Here is a 24,304-nt window from a genome sequence, read left to right as displayed (position 1 = left end):
ACGCAGGAGCAGTTGCCGCGTAGGGCAGTCTATTCTCGGTCAGCCTCCTGGTCCGGGGGAGGGAACTTGATACTGTGCATAGTATCTTCAATTTCAGACTCCCACATTGAGGGAACCACCCAGGACGTCAGAAAAACAGTGGCCATCAGGCCGGCTGTGAGCGGAAAGTAATTATTAATACCAAACTGCCCCATCAGCAGGTAAGAAACGGAAGGGGCACCAATAAATGCCAGCCCGGGCACTAACCAGGAAAACAACCTGCGCGTGGTGAAGGTAATGACCTCACTTTTAGAGCGAATGGATGCCTCCGCTGCAAGGCATAGGTTTTCGGTGTAAACCCGGAATGTGGTAACATTCGGAACCTGTTTGACCACCTTTTTACGAACCGTTCTGGTTCTCTCCCTGGGAGTCATTCTGTCACCCCGCGCGCCCCATACATACGTGTCAGGATGCTGATAATAAATTTCGGTTTCATCTTCCTCTTCAACAACCTCAATATCTTTGCTGCCACCTTCGTGTAACATCACTTCACAATAATTCCAGGCGACGGGAACAGGCCCCATGGAAAAATACCCTTTCCTGTCCACCCTGATAATCTGACCACTTCTGAATGCACTTCGCTTTGATATGGTTTTATTCCAGTGATGCAGAAACGTTCGGTCAGACTCCTCATACCGACCTGTTCGTTTGAAAAAATCCGTCTCTTCAAATTCGACAACATGATAAACGTCAGTTACCAGCTCCTTTGTTGCATAATAGAAATTGTACAGGGACGAAAACAGTGAATTTTCTTCATCCCATATCTCCAGCCTCGGCATAAAAGGTTTTACAACATCAATAACGACCAGTTCATTTTTGTGTTCCTCTGACATTTTGGTTCCCACTTCCGCCGTCTCTGCCCCGAGACGTTCCACCAGAACGGGATGATTATGATATTTATTGTCGGTAATGCCCGGACTGCGTACCTCAGAGCCCAGCTTAAAATCAGCAACAACATTCTTTACAATCCAGCCATAAGGCGCGCCTGCAATAGCATAAGGCCAGTTTGTTGTCCCGGTATCTTCATTCAAAATATTATCAAAGGTACCGAGCATGACACTGTCCATATACCTCATATAGTGTTTACCACGGCGCACCGGATCTAACACGTGATGATTGAAAACATCCTGATACTCCGAAGCAAAGTTGATAAAAGGACGGATCAGGAGGTCCATCATCAGGTCATTAAACAGGTAGTTACTATTATCAATGATCGACATAAATAGAGAGGTTGCATTCTTATTTCTGGCTCGAATCAGATCCTGGTAATATTCACTGTCTGCATTTTCTTTATCGGGTTCGTTGCTGGCTTCATTTTCTTCAGCATCATCATCCAGATCTTCCTCAATTAAATCGTCTTCATCATCCAGATCTTCCTCAATTGAATCATCTTCATCATCCAGATCTTCCTCAATTAAATCATCTTCATCATTCAGATCTTCCTCAATTAAATCGTCTTCATCATCCAGATACATTGATGATTCTGAGACATTTTCAGTATGCTCATCTACGTTGGCAGTGGTATTAATGGCCAGTAAACTGAACATAAGAACAATTAAAAATGAGAAATCATGAACAACTCGATTCTGCCTCATCATACTCCCCGGAAAGCATTTTATTGTCTCAGGCATGTCACCATTCAACAATGAAAGACATGTTCATCCCTTAAAAAAAGATAAATAATGTAATCAAATCGTAATAATCCGATTCACAAAAACCCTCAGCTCTTATGGGACAACTAACACGTAAATTTGTTCCATTAAAAAGCCCAAAGGCAGAAAAATATCGAGATACCTGTGCCGGGTACAAACATTGAGCGGACGACAGCAGTTGTTATGTGCGTGAAAAAAATTTGCTGATAGAATGTCCCGACACGTTTAATAACAAGGCAAGAGGTCGATGGAAGCCACTAATCTTACCCCGGCTCCAGTGTGGAGAAGAGCTGCGGCCATGTTGTACGATTCTCTGTTAATCCTGGCTCTGTTGTTTATGGCCGGTTTTATTAATCTGTTCATCCAGATACAGATTTTCGGTAATGAGCAACTGAAAACCATGACTGAAGAAGGCTACCAGCTTGGAGGCCCCTTTTTCTACGCCGCCCTGCTGGTCATCATTTACGGCTTCTTTGGCTTTTTCTGGACCCGGTCAGGACAAACCCTCGGTATGCAGGCCTGGAGAATAAAAGTGGTCAGCAGCAACAATCATTTGATCAGCCCATGGCAAAGCGTGATCCGTTTTCTGATTGCCATTCCTGCACTGTCGCTTGCGGGTATCGGGCTTCTCTGGGCACTGATCGATCATCAGCGGCGAAGCTGGCAGGATCTGGCATCGTCATCCAGAGTCATTCTTCTGGAAAAACCGGTAAAGAAAACCTGACAACAGTCTTCTAACATCTTAGTGCTGCTTCATAAATAAGCGGCACTGGTTACACTGTCAGCATTAACATCCACAGGCGACTGCTCACTGCCGCCTGATACACACATACCGAAACATTTATTGGTATTTTTACCTATCCAGCATTAGAATGAAACCATCGTCATTCACCAACGACGGTGTACCAACAAGACCATCGATGGCTATTCATAGCAGACAGGCTTTCAGCAGGCATTAAAAAAGGGAGACTCCAGTATGAACACCCGGCTATTTGAACAGGTTGTATCTCAACTGGCGGAAGTCTTTCGTCGTTTATCAGAAAATCCGGAAGCTTTCCACCACTCACATCAACTGGAAGAGTGCAGGCTCTACTGCCCGGTCACACGAATCCCACAAAAGCCTGTAAGAAGAACTCCCGGGCACCATTTCCAGCGATAATCCCCCCTCATTCCCACGCTCTGCGTGGGAATGCATACCGGAGCCTAAAGGATGCGCACAATCTCCGTTTATCCTGAGCGGAGTCGAAGGGTGATTGGCACAGTCTTTTATTCAGGACATGGAGCCTACGCCCTTTAACCCTTTAGGCAGCTCGCCTTAACATCACCGCACCCGCCAGCAGGCAGATGATGATTGGAATCATTACCGATAATACCGGTGGAAACCCGAATACCAGGCTGGATGGTCCCATCAGGTTCTGAACGATCATAAAGACAATGCCGGTGATCACCCCGGAGAAGATCCGCAACCCCATACTGACCGAACGCAAAGGACCAAAAACAAAAGAGATGCCCACAATAACCAGGGAGAGTATGGATAACGGTTGAAGCAGCTTTGTCCACAGTGCCAGATCATACTCTCCGGCATCCAGCCCCTGTGCTGTCAGGTACTTCGTATAAGTAAGCAGGCCGGATATGGGCAATGCTTCAGGCTTGACCACCACCACTTTCAACAGCGTTGTTGTCAGACTGGTATCCCAGGGTTCAACCAGACTCTGCTCAGAAATAAACTGCTCATCCTTACGGCGTATGGTGGTGACATTCTCCAGCAGCCAATGATCACCCTGATAGATTCCCCTTTTGGCAAAAGCGCTTTCCTGAAGCTTCATCTCATCATCAAAAACATAACGACTCACGCCGTAAAGCACGCCGTTTGGCTCGACCGCATTGAAGTAGATAAATTCACGGCCTTCACGATGCCAGAAGCCTTCTCCTGTGTATGTGCCATCAGCAGAGCGGGCTATCGCCTTTCTGGTTTCGCCAACCTGCTCAGCCATGGGGGCAAGATATTCGCCAAGCATCAATCCGGTAATAATCATGACCAGGGTGGGCTTCATGACTGCCCCCAGAATACGCCACAGTGAAATACCAGCGGCCCTCATAACCACCAGTTCACTGCTGGACGCCATGGAGCCCAGCCCCATAAGGCAGCCGACCAGTGCCGAAACGGGAATCAGCTCGTACAGTTTTTTGGGTATCATCAACAGGGTATAAATTAAAGCGTCCAGCGACTGATAGTTGCCCCTGACATCATCCAGCTGCCCCAAAAAAGCAAACAACGCTTCCAGAAATACCAGAATCAGCAGGACAATCACCGTTGCCCCCAGAACATTTCTGGAAATGTAACGATCCAGCTTACGCATTTCCAGCCCTCCGGCGCGCCAGCCAGAGTTTACCCGGCTCAACAAGGTACAACAGCAAAGCAATCAGCAAGAAAAGAATATGAATCGGCCACAGGCCAATATCCGGCGACAGTCGCCCATCCTCAATCGCGCCACGGCCACTCATTAACAAAGCCAGATACAGCAGATACAGCAATATTCCGGGCAACAGCTTCACATAACGCCCCTTTCTGGGATTAACCCGGGCCAGGGGCAATGCCATCAGCACCACGATGGGTATTAACAGTGGCAAAGAGATCCGCCATTGCAGCTCAGCACGATGGCCCGGGGTGTCGGACGCCAAAAGTGTCGCCGTTGGCAGAGCCTGCTCCTTGCTGATCTCTTTTCCGGAGCGGCGCTCTTCCATACGAAGGCCGTAATGTTCAAAGGCAATTTCCCGCAGAGGCAATGCGCCGGGCGTCAGGTCATAACGGTAGCCATCATCCAATATCAGATAACGCTGACCACCCTCTGCTGCATTAACTTCAAGGCTTGCCTTTTGCGCCAGCAGCAAGGTCATTGAACCTATGTTTTTGCTATTCCCGTTACGGTTGGCGATAAAAACCCTGTTCATCTGCTGGCGATCATCGGTTAACGTCTCTGCGTAGGTCACGCGCTGCCAGCCAAACTTCTGGAAACGTCCGGAAACCAGGGTATCAAACTCGGTCAGAGCGTCCTGCTCGACAAAAATACTTTCAACTTCCTGTATTCCCCGGGGAGCAACCACCAGGCTTAACAACGCAACCACCAGCATAACCCCGGCCGCAGGCACTATGGTTATGCCTAAAAGTTGATGATGGCTGAGACCACAGGCGCTGAGCACCGTCATTTCGTTATCAACATACAGCCTGCCATAGGCGAGAATAATGCCCAGGAAAAGCCCCAGGGGCAGTATCATGACCAGAAACTCCGGGATCCGGTAACCCATGATGGCAAAGAGGAAGTCCGCTTTCAGCGTCCCGGTTGCCGCCTGTGCCAGATAGTTCACAAAGCGTCCACTCATGATAATGAGCAATACGACAGACGTTACTGCTAACATAACCTGCAGCATCTGTCTGGACAGGTAACGAAATATGATTAAAGGCATGCCTTGGTGAAATTCATCAAATCAAAACGAACATTTATACGTCAGTCGCCGTAAAAAACCGGTACAATCCCGGTCTGTCTGACAGAATCGTAGAATAAACATACAATTATCCCAATGACTTCTACGTTCTGATAGCCGTCCGGATAATGCCTGAATATCCCATATCCGGGCTAAAGCGTCTGGTTGAATTAGCTTAACCGTATTATTATCCATGAAATCGGATAACTTGTCCCCTTGGAGAGACCATGGAATTTGTTGTTAAGAGTGGTGCTGCAGAAAAACAGAAAACTGCCTGCCTTATTTTGGGCGTCCACAAGAAAACGCTTCCGCCCTCTGCGACAGCCTTAGACTCGTTAACCGAGGGGTATCTTGCCGACATACTCAAACGTGGCGACCTGGATTTCAAGCCCGGCCACTCACTGATGCTTCTGCACAGTCGGCATGCGACGGTTGAGCGTCTGCTACTGCTGGCCATGGGTGAAAATGATAAGCCATTAACAGAAGCCCGGTTTAACAAACTGACGGGCAACCTGACCAGCCAATTGAAGTCGCTGAATGCCAGGGAAGCGACCATTGTCATCGAAGATATCAACGTCGAGGGCAAATCACTGCACTGGATTACCCGTCAGTTGGTTGAAGCGGTTGAATATGCGTTTTATCAGTTCAGCCAGTTTAAAAACGACACTGGCAAAGGCCCGGTTCTGAAGAAGCTGACTCTGCTGGCAGACCGTAAAAATGCTGAAGAAGTGAAAGCCGGTCTGGCCCAGGGGCAGGCCATTGGTAATGGCCGGAATGTGGCCCGAACCCTGGGCAACCTGCCAGGCAATATCTGCCATCCAAGCTACCTTGCCGATGAAGCCAAAGCATTGGCGAAAAAGCATGCCAAACTGACTACCAAGGTGCTGAATGAAAAACAGATGTCTGACCTTGGCATGAGTTCCCTGCTCTCCGTCAGTGCCGGTTCCGAACAGGAAGCCCGGCTGATCTGCATGGAGTTCAAAAATGGCAAACGCGGTGCCAAACCTCTCGTTCTGCTGGGTAAAGGGATCACCTTTGATACCGGTGGTATCTCCCTGAAACCCGGTGCCTCCATGGATGAAATGAAGTTTGATATGTGCGGTGCCGCCAGCGTATTCGGCGTGATGAATGCCATTCTTGAGCTGGACCTGCCCATTAATGTTATTGGCATGGTGGCTGCGGCAGAAAACATGCCCAGCGGTAAGGCCACCCGCCCGGGGGATATCGTAACGTCCATGTCCGGCAAGACCATTGAAATTCTCAATACCGATGCCGAAGGCCGTCTGGTGCTTTGTGATGCCCTCACCTACGCAGAACGTTATAAGCCGGAAGCGGTGATCGATATTGCCACACTGACGGGTGCCTGCATCGTCGCCCTGGGCCATCATACCTCCGGCCTGCTCAGTAATAACGAGCCGCTGGCTGAAGAGTTGCTCAGTGCTTCCAAAGAAGCCATGGACCGGGCATGGCAGCTGCCGATGGGTGAAGAATATACCCGCCAGCTGGACAGCAACTTTGCCGATATGGCCAATATCGGTGGTCCTGCTGCGGGTACCATTACCGCGGCCTGTTTCCTGGCAAAATTTGCCGAAGCATATCCCTGGGCACATCTGGATATCGCCGGGACCGCCTGGAAATCCGGTAAGGAAAAAGGGGCTACCGGTCGTCCAGTCCCCATGCTGGTACAATACCTGCTGAATAAAATCTGATTGTTACCAGTACTGATGACAGGCCCTGATCGATCAGGGCCTGTTTGTTTGCTCAGATTAGTTTATGATTTCCCCATGACCAGAGTGACTTTCTACCTTCTAGCCAGCAATCTTGACAATAACGGGCAAAACGAACAGCAGTTTGCCTGCCGCCTTATCGACAAAGCATGGCGTGGAGGCCTGCCCATGCATATCCATACGGCGGATGAAAGCAGCTGCCAGTCCTTGGATCAACTGCTCTGGTCATGGCGGGAGGATAGCTTTCTTCCCCATGGGATTATTTCACCCATCCAGGGCAATACTCCGGAAAGTGTACTCCTGGCCAGAGAGTCTCCCATCACCCTGGGGTTTGACCACCCTGCCGTGGCGTCAAAGCGGTTGCTGATTAATCTCAGCCCTGAGATTCCTTCATTCTTCAGGGACTTTGCCCGTGTCTGTGAAGTAGTGGTTCAGAACCCGGACCAGAAAGCGGTTTCCCGGGCGAAGTTCCGGGCATATCGTCAGGCGGGTATAGAGCCAGAAGTACACAATATGTAGGTCCTGTCATCCATTGCCCGCTGATATTGCCAGCCGATACCGTTCACCCATAGTTTGTCTATCCTTTTTATAAGAAAGCAGACACACATCGCTTTCAAACAAATAAAAATTCTCTAACCATTGAACGGTAAAATAATGATGAAAACATTGAACGCAATGCTGGTCAGCCTGGCGCTGGCTATACCGGCCACCAGCCAGGCTATGGATATTTATGCTTTTGCCCGTGGCGGGGCGGCTTATACGGCGATAAAGGATACTGAGGCTGTCAATCCATTCATTGCAGTTGGTAGTGCACCCTCTACTAACCCTGATGCAACCCAAGGCAGCATGGGGATAGCCAATCTGAATAACGATCACAGCGTTGCTGTTGGAGCATTCGGTACCGGACTGGTATTTAACCCCAATTTCCGTCTGGAGCTTGAAGGGTCTTTTCAGAAAGCGTCTGATTATCAGATAGACGTATCTCTCGGTTGGCAGGCAAACTCTGGCCCATTCGATGTAACACTTCTTGGCACCGCGTATAACAACATCAGCATTGAATCTGAAGTATACATGCTGAAAGCTTATTACGATTTCCCCATGAATAAGCACCTGGTGCCCTACGTTATGGCGGGTGCAGGATATGCGAAAAACAAGGCATCCGGTGTACAGACCTTTTCAGCCAACGCCAACTGGAATGAAAAGTGGGATGACCACGCCAGTAATGAAATGGCCTGGACAGTGGGTGCAGGCGTTTCCTATATATTCAGCAAACACCTTACCCTGGATCTTGGTGTTGAACATCGCAACCTGGGAGACTGGGAGCTGAAAAACCTGCCAGCGACGGGTGATGAGTCACTCAAGGGTAAGCTGGAATCCACCACATTGTTGATGGGCTTGCGTTACCACTTCTAACCGCCCCCCGGTTATATTTCTGCACAGGCCGCAGTAAACTCCTGTGCAGTACTCCCTCCAGAACAACTTCATAAGACAAGCCAGGCCAATCAAAGCCAAACTCCCGTCTATAATCATCGTGGCATGCTGAATTTCGGTCATCCCCGTAGTGCAATTTAAGAGGATTCCGCTAATATAGCGCGCTTTTTGGTACATCGGTCATAATCTTCAGGCAGAACACTGCGGGGAAGCGTATGATTGGGATGGCCCGAGTAGCCTGAGAACCTGCTGTTCGATACAGAGGCTCTCTCACCGTAAACCATTTTCAAAATACAGTCCGCCGGTCCATCTCCGGCCTACGCACCGCCAGGGCGGTAACGTATAATGGCGGTCTGTCAGTCAGGCAAGGTTAGTAGTCAAATATGACGAGTTTCGTTTCTGGGCAACGCTGGATTAGTGATACTGAGACCGAACAGGGACTGGGCACTGTGCTCACCTTTGACAGTCGTATGGTCACCCTGCTGTTTCCTGCCACCGGGGAAACCCGGCTTTACTCCATAAACAACTGCCCTCTGACCCGCGTTGAGTTCAACCCCGGAGATCGTGTCGAAAGCCACGAGGGCTGGATTATGCTGGTCACCGAGGTGATTGAGAAAGATGGCCTGCTGACCTACTGCGGCACCCTCCCTGACGGAGAAACACGACAGCTGCCAGAAGCCGAGCTGGGCAACCATATTCGCTTCAACAAGCCTCAGGATCGTATGCTGGCAGGCCAGATTGACCAGAACAGCAACTTTACCCTGCGTTACAAGACACTCCACTATAACTACGGTCTGCGTAAGTCCCCGATGCGCGGCCTGATTGGCCCACGCACCAGCTTGATTCCCCACCAGCTGCATATTGCCCGGGAGGTTTCCCAGCGCCATGCGCCACGGGTTATGCTGGCCGACGAAGTGGGTATGGGTAAAACCATTGAAGCTGGCCTGATACTGCACCAACAACTGATTACAGGCCGTGCCAGCCGGGTGCTGATTCTCTTGCCGGAAAGCCTGGTACATCAGTGGCTGGTGGAGATGCTGCGCCGTTTCAATCTGCGCTTCAGTGTCTTTGATGAAGAGCGCTGCCGTCAGTCTCCGGATGAAAACCCGTTTAATACCGAGCAGCTGATTGTCAGCAGCATCGGCTTTCTCTGCCATGATGACGAGCGCCGTAAACAGGCACTGGAAGCGGACTTCGACCTGTTGATTGTGGATGAAGCCCATCACCTTATCTGGTCTGAAGAAGAGACCAATGCGGAATACCGCTGTGTTGAAGCGCTGTCCCTGCAGATTCCGGGACTCCTGCTGCTGACCGCAACGCCGGAGCAGATGGGAGCCAAAAGCCACTTTGCCCATCTGCGCCTGCTGGACCCGGACCGCTTCCATGACCTTGCCGCCTTTGAAGCGGAAGAAAGCCGTTATGAGCCGGTGGCAGAAGCTGTTCAGGAACTTCTGAACAATGACAATCAGACGCTCCCTGCCAAGGCAAGGGACCATCTGATCAGCTTTCTTGGAGAAGACAGCAAGTCGCTGATTGATATCCTTGACCAGGGTGATAAAGAGGCTCGAAATACTGCCCGCACCCAGCTGCTGCGCCGCCTGCTGGATCGTCATGGTACCGGCCGCGTAATGTTTCGTAATACCCGGGCAGCCGTTGGCGGATTCTCTGGTCGAGCTGCCCAGGGCTACCCCCAGGTGCTGCCGGAACTTTACGAAATCGCCCTGGAAGAAGAGTCCAACTACCGCCATAACCTTTATCCGGAGCTGGCTTATCAGGCCCAGATCCGTGTCGATGATATGGACCCCTGGTGGAAAGTCGATCCCCGGGTAGACTGGCTGATGAACCTGCTGAAACTGCTGAAGAAAGAGAAGGTACTGGTTATCTGTGCCAATGCCAATACGGCACTGGACCTGGAAAATGCCCTGCGCATACTGTCCGGCATTCCGGCAGCGGTTTTCCACGAAAACATGAGCATTATTGAGCGGGATCGTGCTGCGGCCTTCTTTGCCGAAGGAGAGCATGGTGCCCAGGTACTGGTGTGTTCAGAAATTGGCAGTGAAGGCCGTAACTTCCAGTTTGCCCACCATCTGGTACTGTTTGATCTGCCCGAACATCCCGACCTGCTGGAACAGCGTATTGGCCGACTGGATCGTATTGGCCAGACTGAAGCCATCAAGATTCATGTGCCCTATCTGTCTGGCACCGGTCAGGAGGCGCTGTTCCACTGGTACGAGCTGGGATTGAACGCCTTTGCCGATACCTGCCCTGCCGGTAGCATGGTGCAGATGCAACTGGGTGAAGCGCTGTTGCCTTATCTGCAACCGGGCAGCCAAGCCTCCACAGAAGCCATGGATACCCTGCTGAACCAGGCAGCCCAATTGAACCGGCAACAGATGGAGCACCTTCATAAAGGCAGAGACCGACTGCTGGAGCTGAACTCCCGGGGCCTGATCTCCAATGAAGATATGATCAACGACATCGAAGAGCAGGAACAGCCAAGACAGCTCAAGCGGTTTATGGAGAAGCTGTTCGAAGGCTTTGGTGTCGAGGCGGAAGACTATTCCAAACACTGTCTGGTGATTCGCCCGGGCAGCCACATGATCACCACCTTCCCCGGCCTGCCGGATGATGGCATGACCGTCACCTTTGACCGGGACATGGCACTGTCCAGAGAAGACATGCACTTCCTGACCTGGGAGCATCCCATCGTTGCCGAAGGCATGGACATGGTGCTGACCAGCGAGCTGGGGAATACCTCTGTGGCTTTGCTCAAAAACAAAGCCCTGAAGCCCGGCACCATGCTGCTGGAAGCGATTTACGTCGTAGAAACCAGCGCCGACCGAACTCTGCAGCTGGACCGCTACCTGCCAGCCACACCGATCCGCTGTCTGATCGACCCGGGGTTCAATGACCTGTCCGAAAAAGTGGCGTTTGATACCCTGAACGCCCAGCTTCAGCCTTTGAAACGGGGTGTTGCCAAAAAACTGGTGAATGCCCAGCGGGCACCTTTTCTGGCCATGCTGGATAAAGCCGAAGGGTATGCCAAAGATCGGGTACAACCCATCGTTAATCAGGCCTGCCAGAACCTGCTGACCGATGTCACTGAAGAGATCAAACGACTGGCGGCGCTTAAAGTCGTCAACCCGAACGTCCGTGGTGAAGAGATTGAATATCTGAAAAACCGTGCAGCCCTGGGGCATCAGGCACTGCAAAAAGCGGTACTTCGACTGGATGCGCTACGGATTATGATTGCTGGTTGAGTTAGTCTGGGGGGATTGACCGCTACCAGCAAAAGACACCTCGGCTTTTGCTGGTAGCGGGCAATGCCTATTGAAATATTGATGTTATTATATAACAGCTCATTAGTAGCCCTGACTTTTTACACCAACCACTGAATAACTATTCAGACTATTTTGATGCATAGCTTTTGATAATGTCGTTAAGTTTTGGTGGAACTTTAGTAAGAGCAGACTCGGGAGTGAATTGATAATAATCAAATAACATCTGCATGGTTTCCTGAAAAACTATCAGATCCCCAATATTAAAAAAATCCTCGAAAATCAATCCACTCAAGTAGGGTTGAGCTTTAACTCGATAAACACCTTGTTCTATCATATTTAATATTCTATCAATTTTGAAATAATCTTCTCTTTCATAAGTCTGCATTATTTGTTGCATTTTATTCAACAGTTCAATCGCCTTAACCTTCTCACTGGCATTGTTATCAGGGCTTCCCAGTTCAGCAAATAACGGATCAAAAACTCCCTCACAAAGGATTTTAATTGCGTTATGCCATGATTCAAGATTACTTTTTGTTTTAATTGCAGCAGTTACACAGTCAGAGGCTGTACAACCACCCCGGTTGTCTGCCTCACATAGCGGACTAGACTGTTTGTAAATATACCTTCCGAAATCAACTATAGCTTCTGAAAATCTTTTCATGTCACGTTTTTTCAGAGACGGGATGATTTCGGTATTTTCTTCAATATTTTTTATACGTTTCAGTTCTGCATTAAAACTATCTACCAGGCTATTCAAATGTTCAGGTAAATCAGAGCACTCGTATTTATCCAACAGTTTCCGCATTGGACGTATCGATACATCCATGGACTCAGAGGAATTTTCAGCAGGGGTCATCCTTCGTTTATCCAAGGATGTTCGAGAAAAATCTGACATTTCACCAGGGAAATGAACCTTTATGAAATTCAACATTTTTTGAAGAGTTTCGCTGCGTTCTTTCTCGTCAGGCAACGTCATGACATGGCTTTGAAAGGTTTTAGAAACGGCAGCAGTTAATTTGCCAGACATCGGCTGGGCTGTGCAGGTATTGGAGGCAAACTGATCTGTGTTGGTAGTTGTAAACATGTTAGTGTTCTCATACTTTTATGAGTTAAAGGATATTCAGGAATGACCATAAGTTGCAGTCAATGCCGGATTAATCTCTCAGAAAAAGCCTGCCAATAATTTTCTTCACTTTGCCACTCTTTCTGCTTCGAACAAGTGGCAGTGCCTGATTTGGTCAGACTCATTCCATACGGAGATTAGCAATTATTTCATTACGCCTTTATAGACCAGCAGGCTTGCGGTAAGTTCCAACTTTTCATACGATCAGTCAAAATACCTATGTGATGCAACCAATTCCCTCATAATCAGGTTGCGAATTTCCTCTACAAATTTTACGTGGGCTTACTTGACAGATGTTTACCACCACACTGTCGTTAACCCCTCTTTTACCAACAAGGCTGGGCAGTAGTTAAACTTCAAAAAATCAAGCTCTGCCCATACTCATCAGAATTTCTTCTTAAGCCTGCAGACGCATCGCCCAGATCAGACCCCGTTGCACCACGAGCCATAGCCTCCCGGCGAATCTGCTTTTTTAATGCAGCCAGGGCTTCAAGGGCCTGACGTTCTGCAATTACGGCTTCTGCTGCCTGATCCTTCAGCTATTCAAAGCGGGCCAGTGCAGAACCTTACAGGCTCCACGAGTCCACTTCCTCCACCAGTCACAGAATTAAAAAAAGAACCCAGTCGGCTTCTTCATTGCTGCATACATTTTAATAGTGTCGCAGAGGTCTGTCCCAATTTCCCCAAGAGGCCCATCGTATGGGGTGAATTGATAATAATCAAATAACAGCTGCATGGTTTTCTGGAAAACTACCAAGTCCCCACTGCCAATAAAATCAGTAAGAATATAACCACTCAAGCGGGAACGAGCAGTTTCGCGAAACATACCATTAGCCAAAGATCTTAATAAAATATCAATCTTGTAATAATCTTTTTTTCCATGCTTTTGCAGAAGTTTTTGTATTTCATCCAGAAGGGAAATTGCGTTATCCTTCTCGATGGAATTTTGATTGAGTCCTTCTGTTTCATCAAGTAACGGATCAAGCACTCCCTCACTAAGAATTTTAACTGAATTGTGCCATGTATTAAGATTCCATTGTATCTCCTCTGCATTTTTTTTATCCGCACGGGATATTAAGCAGTTAGTCTTTTTGAGAATATCCTTTCCAAAATCGTACAATCGTGTTGAAAACATTAGCAAATTCATTTTTCTCAGTTCTGAAGGATTTTCACTATCTTGCAAATTGTTTTTAAAATGATTTAGTTTAAAGTTAAAATCCTTCACCAAACTATTCAAATTTTCAGGCAATTCAAAGCACTCGTATTTATCCAACAGTTTCCCCATTGGATGTATCGTTACAGCCTTGGTCTCACAGGAATTTTCAGCAACGGTCAACTCTCGATCCTCCAGGGATTTTTGAAAATTTAACATTTCACGAGGGAAATGATCATTTATGAACTTCAACATTTCTTGAATAGTCAGACTGCATTCGTTCATGCCAGACAACGTCATGACATATCTTTGAAAGGCTTTGGAAAAGGCAGCACTTAATAATGCTGAGCTGTCAGACGTCGGCTGGGCTGTGCTGGAGGCAGATTGATCTGTTGTGCAAGTAGTTGCAGGAAACATGTTAGTATTCTCATACTTTTATGAGTTAAAAGATCTTCAGGACTGACCACAAGTTGCAGTCAATGCCGGATTTTTCTCTCAGGAAAAGCCTGCCAATAATTCCCTTTATTTTTCCACCCTATCTGCTTCGAATAAGTGGCAGTGCCTGAATTGGTCAGACTCATTCCAAACGGAGATTAGCAATTATTTCATTACGACTTTATTGACCATTAGCCTTGTGATAAGTTCCAACTTTTCATACGATCAGTCAAAATACCTATGTGACTCAACCAATTCCCTTCTAATCAGGTTGCAAATTTCCTCTACAAACTTTTCGAGGACTTTCTAGCCAGATGTATACCACCACAATGTCGTTAGCCCGTGTCTGTTTCCAGTATCACCAAATGCAATCTTTTCTGATTGCAAAGAAATTTTAAGCGTTCACCCTGCCAGACAACTATCCTGTCACAGTGGAAACCTGTGAATTAAGCCGTTGTCAAACTCACTGTTTTATTAATGACCTCTGGAGATTAATGATAAATAATTACCCTGTTGACCGTTCATATATCCGGTTTGACAACAACTTATCCTCCCCGCCAACTTTTCAGAGCCATTACAGAGAAAGCCCCGGCAGGTGGTCATTATACCGGGTGGCAAAAGTGACACTAACGGCCCTGGGGCTACTTTTCTCAACACAGCAACTCACACACAGCAGTGAAAGAAGGCAACTTTCTCTGCAAACCCAGCAAACCCTGCAAAGAGGGCTGCAAAGCCGTAATATCTCCCACCTGTTGGAATCTGATATCAAATCCTGGCTGAGCCGCTCCCTGGTCAACGTGGATAAAACCAGCCCTGTCACAGACATTTTTCTGCAGCACAATAACCATCACTCTATTCCAACATGCCTTGATAGTGATGAATCAGGACAGACAGATATTGATGAAATCTTACCCGACCTCAAGCATCTGTTTGATCAAACCTTCGACCAGACAATGTACACTGACGATAAATCCCCTCACATCAAACAGCATCACCACAAAAATTCAAAGGAACATAACGCCGGGATGGGCTGGCTCTACCAGCTATCACCTGAACCACCCCAACGGCCCCAATGCCCTTTTAACACCTCGTATGAATATACCAGCCAGAACACCTTAACAACGTCCACACTGAATCTGCTCACCACCCACCAGACATCGCCCACCGTCGTTGCGGTTATTGATAGTGGCATTATTCCGCACAGAGCGCTTAATGACCGGATCGTACCAGGTTATGACTTTATCAGCGATCCGGAGTGTGCCGGGGATGGGAACGGTTATGACGACACCCCCACCGACGAGGGCATCTTCACGGGCTTATCGCGCCCCTGGCACGGTACAAGAATGGCTGGAGTTATTGCAGGAGCGTCCATCAATAAAGATGACGTTTCGCCATTGCAAAATATTATCAAGATTCAACCCATCCGGTATTTGGGCCGCCATAGCCGTTGCGGCGGAACACGTGAAGACTTCATCAATGCGTTAAAATGGGCTGCGGGAATGCAGGTTGCCGACGCTCCCCTTAATACTAATCCCGCCAAAGTCATTAATCTCTCAATTAGCGGAATGTGTGACTGTACGCCGTATGAGACACTGTTCAAAGCGTTATACCAGAGAAATATTACCGTTATTGCAGGTGCTGGCAATGAGGCAATACCAGCCAGCAATAGCAATAATTGTTATTCAAACTGCCCTCATGTCATCGCCGTTGGTGCGCAGTTAACAGAATCCTTGTTAGCCAGTTATTCCAACTTCGGCCCCCCCATCACCATTTCTGCCATTGTGGGTAAGGGAGTGATAACCACCTTCAATACCGGAAGGACAATCCCACTGGCAGATACATTCACCAAGTCGGACGGTACCAGTGCTGCTGCTGCCCTTGTTTCTCAGGCTGCTGCCTTGATGCACTCGGTGAACAGCAGGCTGACGCCCGATGACATCCGGGCAATACTGATGAACACCAGCCGTCCTTTTCAAGCACCTGACGGGTGTTACAACGCTGATTCGATAGCAACTCTCCTCGGCACTAAAAACATCGTTTTTTCCACCAAATACTTACCCAAACAGTGTACAAAAACCCTCTGTGGCAGTGGGCATCTTGATATTGGCAAAGCGGTGGCCTTTGCCGCAGAAAAAGCGCTTGAACAATCAGGTGATCAATTAGGTAGTGAGTTCCAGTGGGCAGATGATCTTCCAACGATCATTTTTCATGGATCATTAATAATCATCCTGTCAGCTCTACCATTAATTCTTTTACTTGCTAATGGCCCGGAGGAAAAACTGCAAAAAATAACTTATAGGCCAAGGCAGATAACACCATCAGAAGTAGAAGCAGAAATCGAAGCAGAAATCGAAGCAGAAGAGGCAACCCGTAACACTGTGAGTACTTCTGTTGTGATAATGGTAGATGATGGCATGATGCTTCGCAGCGGCAAACAATTGCAGCGTCCATCAGTCAATATTCCCAAAGGCATGCTGCTCAGGTCAGGTAAAAGACTGCCTGGAACTGACATTTAAGCAAGCGATCAACCTAATGAATAACCATCATATTGATCTGTCATATATTCGCTTTGATAACAACTTATCCCCCTCACCAACTTGCCAGAGCCATGTCAGAATAAGCCCCCGCAGATGGTCGATATACCGGGTAGCGAAAGTGACACTAACTGCCCTGGGGCTGCTTTTCTCGACACAGCGACCCGCACACGCCAGCGAAAGAAGACAATTTTCCCTGCAAAGCGGCCTGCAAAGCCGTAATATCTCACGCCCACCGGAATGTGATATCAGACCCTGGCTTACCAGCCCCCCGGTAAACGTGGTTAATGCCAGCCCGGTCCGCAACATTTTCCTGCAACACAATGGCTATCACTCTATCCCACCATACCTTGACAGTGATAAATCAGGGCAGGCTGGTATTGATGATATATTACCCGACCTCAAGCACCTGTTCGATCAAACCTTTGACCAAACCTCCAGCCAAAAAAGGTCCAGTGCGACTCGCGATAATGGTCCTCACGTAAAACCGCATCAGCACAAAAACCCAAAGGAGCATAACACCCGGACTGGAGGGCTCGACCAACTATTACCTCGACTACCCCAATGCATTTATGCAATCTCCCATGAAACCAGTCAGGATACCTTATCAACGCCTGCACTGAACCTGCTCACCAGCCTCCAGCCATCGCCGGTCGTTGTTGCGGTTATTGATAGTGGCATTATTCCTCACAGTGCACTCAATGACCGGTTGGTGCCGGGTTATGACTTTATCAGCGACCCGAAGTGTGCCGGGGATGGGAACGGTTATGACAACACCCCCACCCAAGAGGGAAGCTCCACGGATTTATTGTGCTGTTGGTGGCATGGTACAGAAATGGCCGGAATCATTGCCGGGACGTCGGTCAATAAAGACGATGTTTTGCCATTGCCAAATATCATCAAAATTCAACCCATACGGTTTTTGGGTCAAAGCAGCTGCTCAGGGACAGATAAAGACTTGATCAATGCGTTAAAGTGGGCTGCCGGAATACCAATTGCCGGTACTCCCCTTAATACTCATCCCGCAAAAGTCATTAATCTCTCTATAGGCAAAACGGATAACTGCACCGTGCTTGAGACGGTGTTCGAGGTATTATACCGAAAAAATATTACGGTTATTGCATCTGCTGCAAATAAGGCAATGCCCGCCAGCAGTCATCGTCATGCAAACTGCCCTCATGTCATCGCCGTTGGTGCACAGGCCACAGCATCCTGGTTAGCCCCTGATTCCAACTACGGCCCACCCATTACCATTTCTGCCATTGTGGGTAACGGAGTTATCACCACCAGCAATACCGGAAAGACAACCCCATTGGCCGAGTCATTCACCGGGGCGGTTGGCACCAGCGCTACTGCAGCCCTTGTCTCTCAGGCTGCTGCCCTGATGCACTCGGTGAACAGCAGTCTGACGCCCGATGACATCCGGGCAATACTGATTAATACCAGCCGTCCGTTTCAAAGACCTGTCTGGTGTTATATCCTTGATTCGCCCATAACGATTACCATCAACATGATAGAGACCGCTTTTTCTACCGGGAACTCATTTAAACGATGCACTAAAGACTACTGTGGTAGTGGGCATCTTGATATTGGCAAAGCGGTGGCTTTTGCCGCAGGACAGACGCTTGAAGAATCCGGTAATCAATCAGGCAGTGAGTTTCAGTGGAAAAAAGATCTTTTAATGATCGTGTTCAATGGATTCTTGATTGTGGCGATTATTTTAATTGCTTGTTACCCGAGAGAATTCAGGCGGCAAAAAATAGCCTATAAGCCCAGAAAGATAAAAACAACACCAGCAAAACAGGCAAGCAGTAACACAGCAGGCACTTCGGGTGTGATAACAACAGATGATGACACAATTCTTTCTGGTGGCAGACGGTTGCAACGTCCATCAGGCACCCCCCTCAGACGCATGCTGTTCAGATCAGGCAAAAGACAGCCCGGAATTGACGTTTAGTCAGAAATATTCGATTCCATTTGGCCAACTGCAACACAGCACAATGCCCAACCCCCAACAAAAGGGTCGGGCAAAGTTCCAACTTCAGAGAATCAAGCTCTGCCCATACGCATCAGAATTTCTTCCTTAGCCTGAAGGCGCTCCAATTCACGAAGCCCCTCTTGTTTCTGACGCATAAGCTCATTGAATTCCATTCGAGCCTGCTGGGCCAATTCAGAAGCAGCCTGCCTCTTCTCATTGGCCTCGATGGCAACCTGGGTTAATCGCTCAACCTCCTCAAGCATATGCGCTGGCGCATCTCCCAGATCAGAACCCGTTGCACCACGAGCCATAGCCTCCCGACGAATCTGCTTTTTCAGTGCAGCCAGCGCTTCATGGGCCTGACGTTCTGCAATTACGGCTTCTGTCGCCTGATCTTTCAACTGTTCAAAGCGGGCCAGGGCAGAACCTTCCAGGCTCCACGGGTCCACTTCCGGCAGCTCTTCAATATTGATGGTGGGTTCTTCGTAGCCTTCCTGGCGGGAGATATCCAGCATGGTGGCTTTCACCGCTGAAACCATCAACATCACCGCAATCACCAGCAGCGGCAGACCGCCTACAATCGCTGCCGTCTGCAAGGTGACCAGACCACCCATAAACATCAGCACAGAAGGCATCAGCGACAGAGTGAATGCCCAGAACAGACGGTTCCAGCGCATGGGATCTTCGGTCACATTAGTCTGGACAACTGACGCGAGAATAAAGGAGATGGAGTCAAAGGTGGTCGCAGTAAAGATAATACAGAGCAAGGTGAACAGTACGATCACCAGGTAACTGAAGGGCAGCTGCTCAAGCACACTGAATATAGCGGTTGTTGCGCCTTCAGTATTGAGAATACCCACAACATCCAGTTGACCGGAAAGCTGAAGAGACAGACCGAAGTTACCCAGCACGATAAAGTACACGGCACACCCCAGGGAGCCACAGAAAATCGCACCGCCAACCATCTGTTTAATGGTTCGCCCTTTGGAAATACGGGCTACGAACAATCCCATACTGGGTGCATATACCAGCCACCAGGCCCAGTAGAAGATGGTCCAGTCCTGAGGGAAGTGGGTATCTTCAAAGGTACCATAACCACCGAAAGGTTCTGCCCAGGTGGCCATCACAAAGAAGTTGGACAGCATCCGCCCAATGGAGTCCAGACCCGTCTCCACCATAAACAGCGTAGGCCCCACCACCAGGACAAAAGCCAGCAGACCCAGGGCTCCCCAGAAGTTGATGTTACTCAACAGTTTGATACCACCATCCATTCCCTTGTACGAGGAATAGGCGAACAGTGCCGTACACACCATTAATACACCAATCTGGGTGCCATTGGTGGCTGGAATACCGGTCAGGTAGGTAATGCCCTCATTGATCAACGGTGCCGCCAGACCCAGCGTGGTGGCAGCACCACCGAGCAGGCCAAAAATAAACAGCACGTCAATCACCTTGCCCAGAGGCCCTTTACTGCGGGCTTCTCCCAGTACCGGCATCAGGGCTGCAGATACCTTCAGCACCGGATTTTTGCGCACATGAAAAAAGTAGGCAATGGGAATGGCCGGAATCATATAAATGCACCAGGCAACAGGTCCCCAGTGGAAGATACCGTAAGTGGCCGCCCAGCGAACCGCCTCTTCACTGCCCGAGGCCAGCTGAAAAGGCGGTGACTGATAATAGTAGGCCCACTCAATACAACCCCAGTAGAGAATGCTGGCACCGATGCCACCACAGAACAGCATGGCCGCCCATGAAGTGGTCGAATACTCCGGCTTCTCATTGGCATCACCCAGCTTGATCTGGCCAATATCGGAAAATACCACGTAGGCCATAAACACCACGGCAGCCAGCCCCAGGCCCAGATAAAGCACCCCCATTGTGTCCGTCATAAAAGTTTTTGCGATGGCAATCCAGTGAGCGCCCTCATCCGGAAACAGTGCCAACGGTATAACCACCGAGATCAACAAAATAACCGCACCAAAAAAGGTCGGCTTATCAACAAGCTTAAAATGCTCTTCCATAATTTTTGGTCTTCAATAATAAACAGCCGTTGCAGCTGTGAAAACAATAGTTATCAGTTTTTAACAAAAAGGGACGTCAATTTTTTTCGGCTACATGTTCATGGTAAACATCCTGCCTGATATGCCATTCGAACCGGTCATTTATGCACCGGAGTTTTCGAAGAGATAATAAGCATAAAGACCTACAAAATCTACGGAAATATCCATTATTGTGCATATTGAATAGTTTCTGACACTCGCCTCACGTCGGGGGAGGGTTCCCGGATCGCTACAGGGCAGGTGCTCCCCGACTAACCTCGGCTTCGATATTCTTTGCTACGTTTATGTCACTGTCGTGATGAGTGTTGCACTCAGGATAATCACATTTACAGATAGACGACGTCAGATTTTTATTGACAAACCCACGGCAGGAACAACCATTGGAGCGGGAAAAGAATCGGTCTATCCCAACAAGAGTACAACTATTCAGCCTGGTAGTCTGCCTTACCGACAGTGATCTGGAATTATGTAATTATTTTATTATGTTCAGGGAACCCTCCTGTTTTTATTTTGTCCTACCAGATAAACAAGTAACGGTATGACTTATGATTCCTCCCTCTTCTTCTCTAACATCTTCGTACATTGCCGGTGCTGGCCAGTCGCCAACAGAGCCGAATCAGCCGGAATCTATCTCTGGTGATTCTGTTGAGCTAAAGTTGTCTTCTGATGATGATTTTTATCTCTTATATGTTGGCTCTTATTCTTCTCCGGGAACTTTAAAGCGAGAGACAATTGAACGATTAAACAAAGATCATCCGGGAATATTCAATGGTCTTGAAGATCCAGATGATTTATTCAAAGCTGACCCCATTAAATATCAACCATTGGCAAAGTTAATTCATGACACTCGATTCAGTGATCTTAAAACCATTTTGAACGCCAGGATTGGCCAGCCCTGTTGGTGCGCCGAGAAAATGCTTTATGGTGAATACCAAGGTGGCTTTTACAGTGTTGAGGAAGATTATGAAGGAACACAATGGGTTAAGGTTCATAGTGATCAGTATCAGCTTATGAAAAAAAACAAACAATTTTTTGCTCAACTGAGGGAATTTTTGTTTGATCAAAATATGAGTAATGATGATAAAGTTGTGAACTTACAGAAGCTTTTTCCTCCAGTCGACCAAAGAGGGGAAGATGTCAGTGTTGATCAATTACGTGAGAATATGGATTTACTTTTTCGCAATACTTTCCAGCAAGCTCAACAGCGAGCCATTATTTATGGCCTTAAGCCATAAATAAATTGTGACAAAAAGAAATGGCCATTGAACGACGGGTTCTATAGGTATTTTCAGACATCAGGGAAGTGCTGATGGCTTTATTCAATATAATAAGTAGTTAACCAAATGGAATCGTACTATCTGGCCAACTACTTAGCAGCGTCCATCCAGCTGTTAACTTCGGTGGGAACGCGGAAAACGCTATTTCTGACAAGGATATTTCTGGACACTCAACCACTGAGCATCCAGACAGTCATCAACCACGGTAAAAGTCAGCCTCACCCTCAGGGCGATTTTTAAACCGCCGATGAAGCCACATATACTGCTCAGGATGCTTACGAATTTGCTGCTCGACAAACTGGTTAACCTGCAGCGCATCCTGATAGTCATCACCGGAAGGAATCCCTTCCAGGGCACAATGCAGTTGAACCCGGTAGCCTTTGGCGTCAGCCAGGCGAGTCACCGTCATGGGAATCACTTTCGCCCTGCCCGCTTTGGCAAGGCGTGAGGTACTGGTAATGGTCGCTGCGGGAATATCGAAGAAAGGCACATAGAGCCCATTTTTGATACCATAGTCCTGGTCAGGAGAGTACCAGACGGTCCTGCCCGACTTTAATGAGCGCAGCATGCCACGAACATCCTTCCTTCTCAGCAACTGGCTGCCAGGATCAAAACGATGCCTTAAACGACGCTGAACGTATTCAAAAACCGGGTTCCCATGCTCTCGATAGGTAGCATCCACACTGTGGCGCTGGGTAATCAGGCGACCTGCCAGTTCTATGGTGGTGAAATGCATAACCATCAGGAGCGCACCATCATCAGACTCCAGATTTTCCAGCCCTTGATAAGAAACGATGTTGCCCAGCCTGCCGGAAGGCCACCACCAGGCGATGGTGACCTCCATAATACCAATGCCGACTGACTCAAAGTTTTTCTTCAGCAGTACCTCTCTTTCATCCTGGCTCAACTCGGGAAAACACTTCTCCAGATTCACCCGGGCAACATGAACACGGTCACCCGCTACATGATAAATGGTACGTCCAAGCCATCGTCCCAGTTGGAGAAGCCAGCGATAAGGCAATAGCGAAGGGATAACGGTAAGCCCGATCACCAGCCAGGTAAGCCAGTACTTCGGGTGCAGATAGGCCCGACGAAAGACGTCGTCTGCACGGGCATCAGCCTGCTTGTTAACATCAGGGTTTTGCGACATATAGGTTAATTCAATACTTGTATCTGAACGTTGAGTTCTCTACGCTAGACTCTGTTGTATAAAAAGCTGACCATTTAATCTGCTGACTCTCGTCATACAAAGTCGTTATACACAATCAGAGTTGTACTTTATGACCCTTCAACTGCAAACCGGTACTGCCGCTGCAGCTTTCAAGATGACCGGTGGTATTTATACACTGACTACTCTTGAATTGCATTCTACCAATCCCGCGGATATTACCAATCAGCTGGAGAACATGACGCGCAAGGCTCCCAAGTTTTTCCAGCAGACACCGGTCATCATCGCCTTCGACCAGCTCAGCCCGGAACAACCACCCATTGATCTTTACCAACTGCGCCATAGCCTGCAACAGTTTGGCCTGATCCTGATTGCTGTTCGTGGCGGCCAGGAAAGCCTTAAACAGGACGCCATGATGGCAGGCATTCCCTGGCTCCCGTCACCAAGGCAACGGAACCGGTCAGAAGAAAATTCTGCTGCTCATGTGGAAAGCCATGTGGAAACCAACGTGGTCATCATGCAGAAATCCCACACCACCAGTCCCACTGCAGCAGAGAGTGCCAACCAGGCGCAAACATCACCAGTCATTCATAAGACCACGCTTATAGAACATCCGATCCGCTCTGGTCAGCAGGTCTATGCCGAGGGCGATCTGGTCATTACCAGTCCGGTCAGTTCCGGTGCAGAACTTCTGGCCGCCGGTAATATACACGTCTATGGTCCATTACGCGGCCGGGCCCTGGCAGGTGTCAATGGCAATACTGACGCCCGTATTTTCTGTCTGCAGTTTGAAGCCGAACTCATTTCCATCAACGGTCAGTATAAAATGCCCTCAGCAACCAATAACAGTGATCCTCTATGGGGCGGCAGTGTTATTGTATCCCTCGAGGCACAAAGCTTGCACATAAAGAAACTTTAAGAAATACTGGACAATAGTTCAGTTCTTGATTTATGACAGGATTT

17 protein-coding genes are annotated in these 24,304 nt (G+C 48.4%); 10 read left to right on the top strand and 7 right to left on the bottom strand.

The genetic code is table 11. The features are described 5' to 3' along the window. Window positions 1-29 precede the first annotated feature (29 nt). Complete coding sequence (locus tag J7438_RS02825; protein WP_209275372.1) at window positions 30-1,586, bottom strand: hypothetical protein; 1,557 nt, start codon at window positions 1,584-1,586, stop codon at window positions 30-32. A gap of 352 nt (window positions 1,587-1,938) precedes the next feature. On the opposite strand from J7438_RS02825, the gene J7438_RS02820 reads away from it, so the two are divergent. Further along, on the top strand, window positions 1,939-2,415 hold the full coding sequence (locus tag J7438_RS02820) for an RDD family protein (protein WP_209202412.1): 477 nt from the start codon (window positions 1,939-1,941) through the stop codon (window positions 2,413-2,415). Between the two features lie 252 nt (window positions 2,416-2,667). Next, window positions 2,668-2,850 (top strand): hypothetical protein, encoded by a 183-nt coding sequence (locus tag J7438_RS02815; RefSeq protein WP_209202414.1) that lies wholly within the window; start codon window positions 2,668-2,670, stop codon window positions 2,848-2,850. 142 nt (window positions 2,851-2,992) lie between these two features. Here the strand turns inward: J7438_RS02815 and lptG are convergent, their stop codons facing one another. Then, window positions 2,993-4,051: an LPS export ABC transporter permease LptG gene (lptG, locus tag J7438_RS02810; protein WP_209275371.1), complete on the bottom strand. Its 1,059-nt coding sequence runs from the start codon at window positions 4,049-4,051 to the stop codon at window positions 2,993-2,995. Beyond that, window positions 4,044-5,156: an LPS export ABC transporter permease LptF gene (gene lptF, locus J7438_RS02805; protein ID WP_286196343.1), complete on the bottom strand. Its 1,113-nt coding sequence runs from the start codon at window positions 5,154-5,156 to the stop codon at window positions 4,044-4,046. The genes lptG and lptF overlap by 8 nt, the downstream gene beginning before the upstream one ends. Window positions 5,157-5,401: 245 nt before the next feature. Here lptF and J7438_RS02800 point away from each other — a divergent pair, with 245 nt between their 5' ends. From J7438_RS02800 to rapA, 4 genes are all read left to right on the top strand, one after another. Then, complete coding sequence (locus J7438_RS02800; protein WP_209275369.1) at window positions 5,402-6,883, top strand: leucyl aminopeptidase; 1,482 nt, start codon at window positions 5,402-5,404, stop codon at window positions 6,881-6,883. A gap of 75 nt (window positions 6,884-6,958) precedes the next feature. Continuing rightward, on the top strand, window positions 6,959-7,420 hold the full coding sequence (locus J7438_RS02795) for a DNA polymerase III subunit chi (protein WP_209275368.1): 462 nt from the start codon (window positions 6,959-6,961) through the stop codon (window positions 7,418-7,420). Window positions 7,421-7,555: 135 nt separating this feature from the next. Continuing rightward, entirely contained in the window at window positions 7,556-8,314 is a 759-nt protein-coding gene (locus tag J7438_RS02790; protein ID WP_209275367.1) for an outer membrane protein, read from the top strand. Window positions 8,315-8,715: 401 nt separating this feature from the next. Then, complete coding sequence (rapA, locus tag J7438_RS02785; protein WP_209275366.1) at window positions 8,716-11,592, top strand: RNA polymerase-associated protein RapA; 2,877 nt, start codon at window positions 8,716-8,718, stop codon at window positions 11,590-11,592. 148 nt (window positions 11,593-11,740) lie between these two features. Here the strand turns inward: rapA and J7438_RS02780 are convergent, their stop codons facing one another. Further along, a complete protein-coding gene (locus tag J7438_RS02780) occupies window positions 11,741-12,697 on the bottom strand; it encodes a hypothetical protein (RefSeq protein WP_209275365.1) in 957 nt (318 codons plus the stop codon). Window positions 12,698-13,343: 646 nt separating this feature from the next. After that, complete coding sequence (locus J7438_RS02775; RefSeq protein ID WP_209275364.1) at window positions 13,344-14,306, bottom strand: hypothetical protein; 963 nt, start codon at window positions 14,304-14,306, stop codon at window positions 13,344-13,346. Between the two features lie 629 nt (window positions 14,307-14,935). Between J7438_RS02775 and J7438_RS02770 the strand changes: the two genes are divergently transcribed. Next, on the top strand, window positions 14,936-16,840 hold the full coding sequence (locus J7438_RS02770; protein ID WP_209275363.1) for a S8 family serine peptidase: 1,905 nt from the start codon (window positions 14,936-14,938) through the stop codon (window positions 16,838-16,840). Between the two features lie 139 nt (window positions 16,841-16,979). Beyond that, entirely contained in the window at window positions 16,980-18,815 is a 1,836-nt protein-coding gene (locus J7438_RS02765; RefSeq protein WP_209275362.1) for a S8 family serine peptidase, read from the top strand. 92 nt (window positions 18,816-18,907) lie between these two features. Here the strand turns inward: J7438_RS02765 and J7438_RS02760 are convergent, their stop codons facing one another. Further along, window positions 18,908-20,857 (bottom strand): BCCT family transporter, encoded by a 1,950-nt coding sequence (locus tag J7438_RS02760; protein WP_209275361.1) that lies wholly within the window; start codon window positions 20,855-20,857, stop codon window positions 18,908-18,910. A gap of 584 nt (window positions 20,858-21,441) precedes the next feature. Between J7438_RS02760 and J7438_RS02755 the strand changes: the two genes are divergently transcribed. Next, a complete protein-coding gene (locus tag J7438_RS02755; RefSeq protein WP_209275360.1) occupies window positions 21,442-22,131 on the top strand; it encodes a hypothetical protein in 690 nt (229 codons plus the stop codon). 238 nt (window positions 22,132-22,369) lie between these two features. Here the strand turns inward: J7438_RS02755 and lpxL are convergent, their stop codons facing one another. Next, window positions 22,370-23,323, bottom strand: coding sequence for an LpxL/LpxP family Kdo(2)-lipid IV(A) lauroyl/palmitoleoyl acyltransferase (lpxL, locus tag J7438_RS02750; RefSeq protein ID WP_209275359.1), 954 nt, complete (start codon window positions 23,321-23,323; stop codon window positions 22,370-22,372). Window positions 23,324-23,453: 130 nt separating this feature from the next. On the opposite strand from lpxL, the gene minC reads away from it, so the two are divergent. Beyond that, window positions 23,454-24,260: a septum site-determining protein MinC gene (minC, locus tag J7438_RS02745; RefSeq protein WP_209275358.1), complete on the top strand. Its 807-nt coding sequence runs from the start codon at window positions 23,454-23,456 to the stop codon at window positions 24,258-24,260. Window positions 24,261-24,304 lie beyond the last annotated feature (44 nt).

This window comes from Thalassotalea sp. G20_0 (assembly GCF_017744175.1).
In the GTDB taxonomy this organism is placed as follows: domain Bacteria; phylum Pseudomonadota; class Gammaproteobacteria; order Pseudomonadales; family Endozoicomonadaceae; genus Endozoicomonas.
This window is presented reverse-complemented; position numbering and strand designations above follow the sequence as displayed.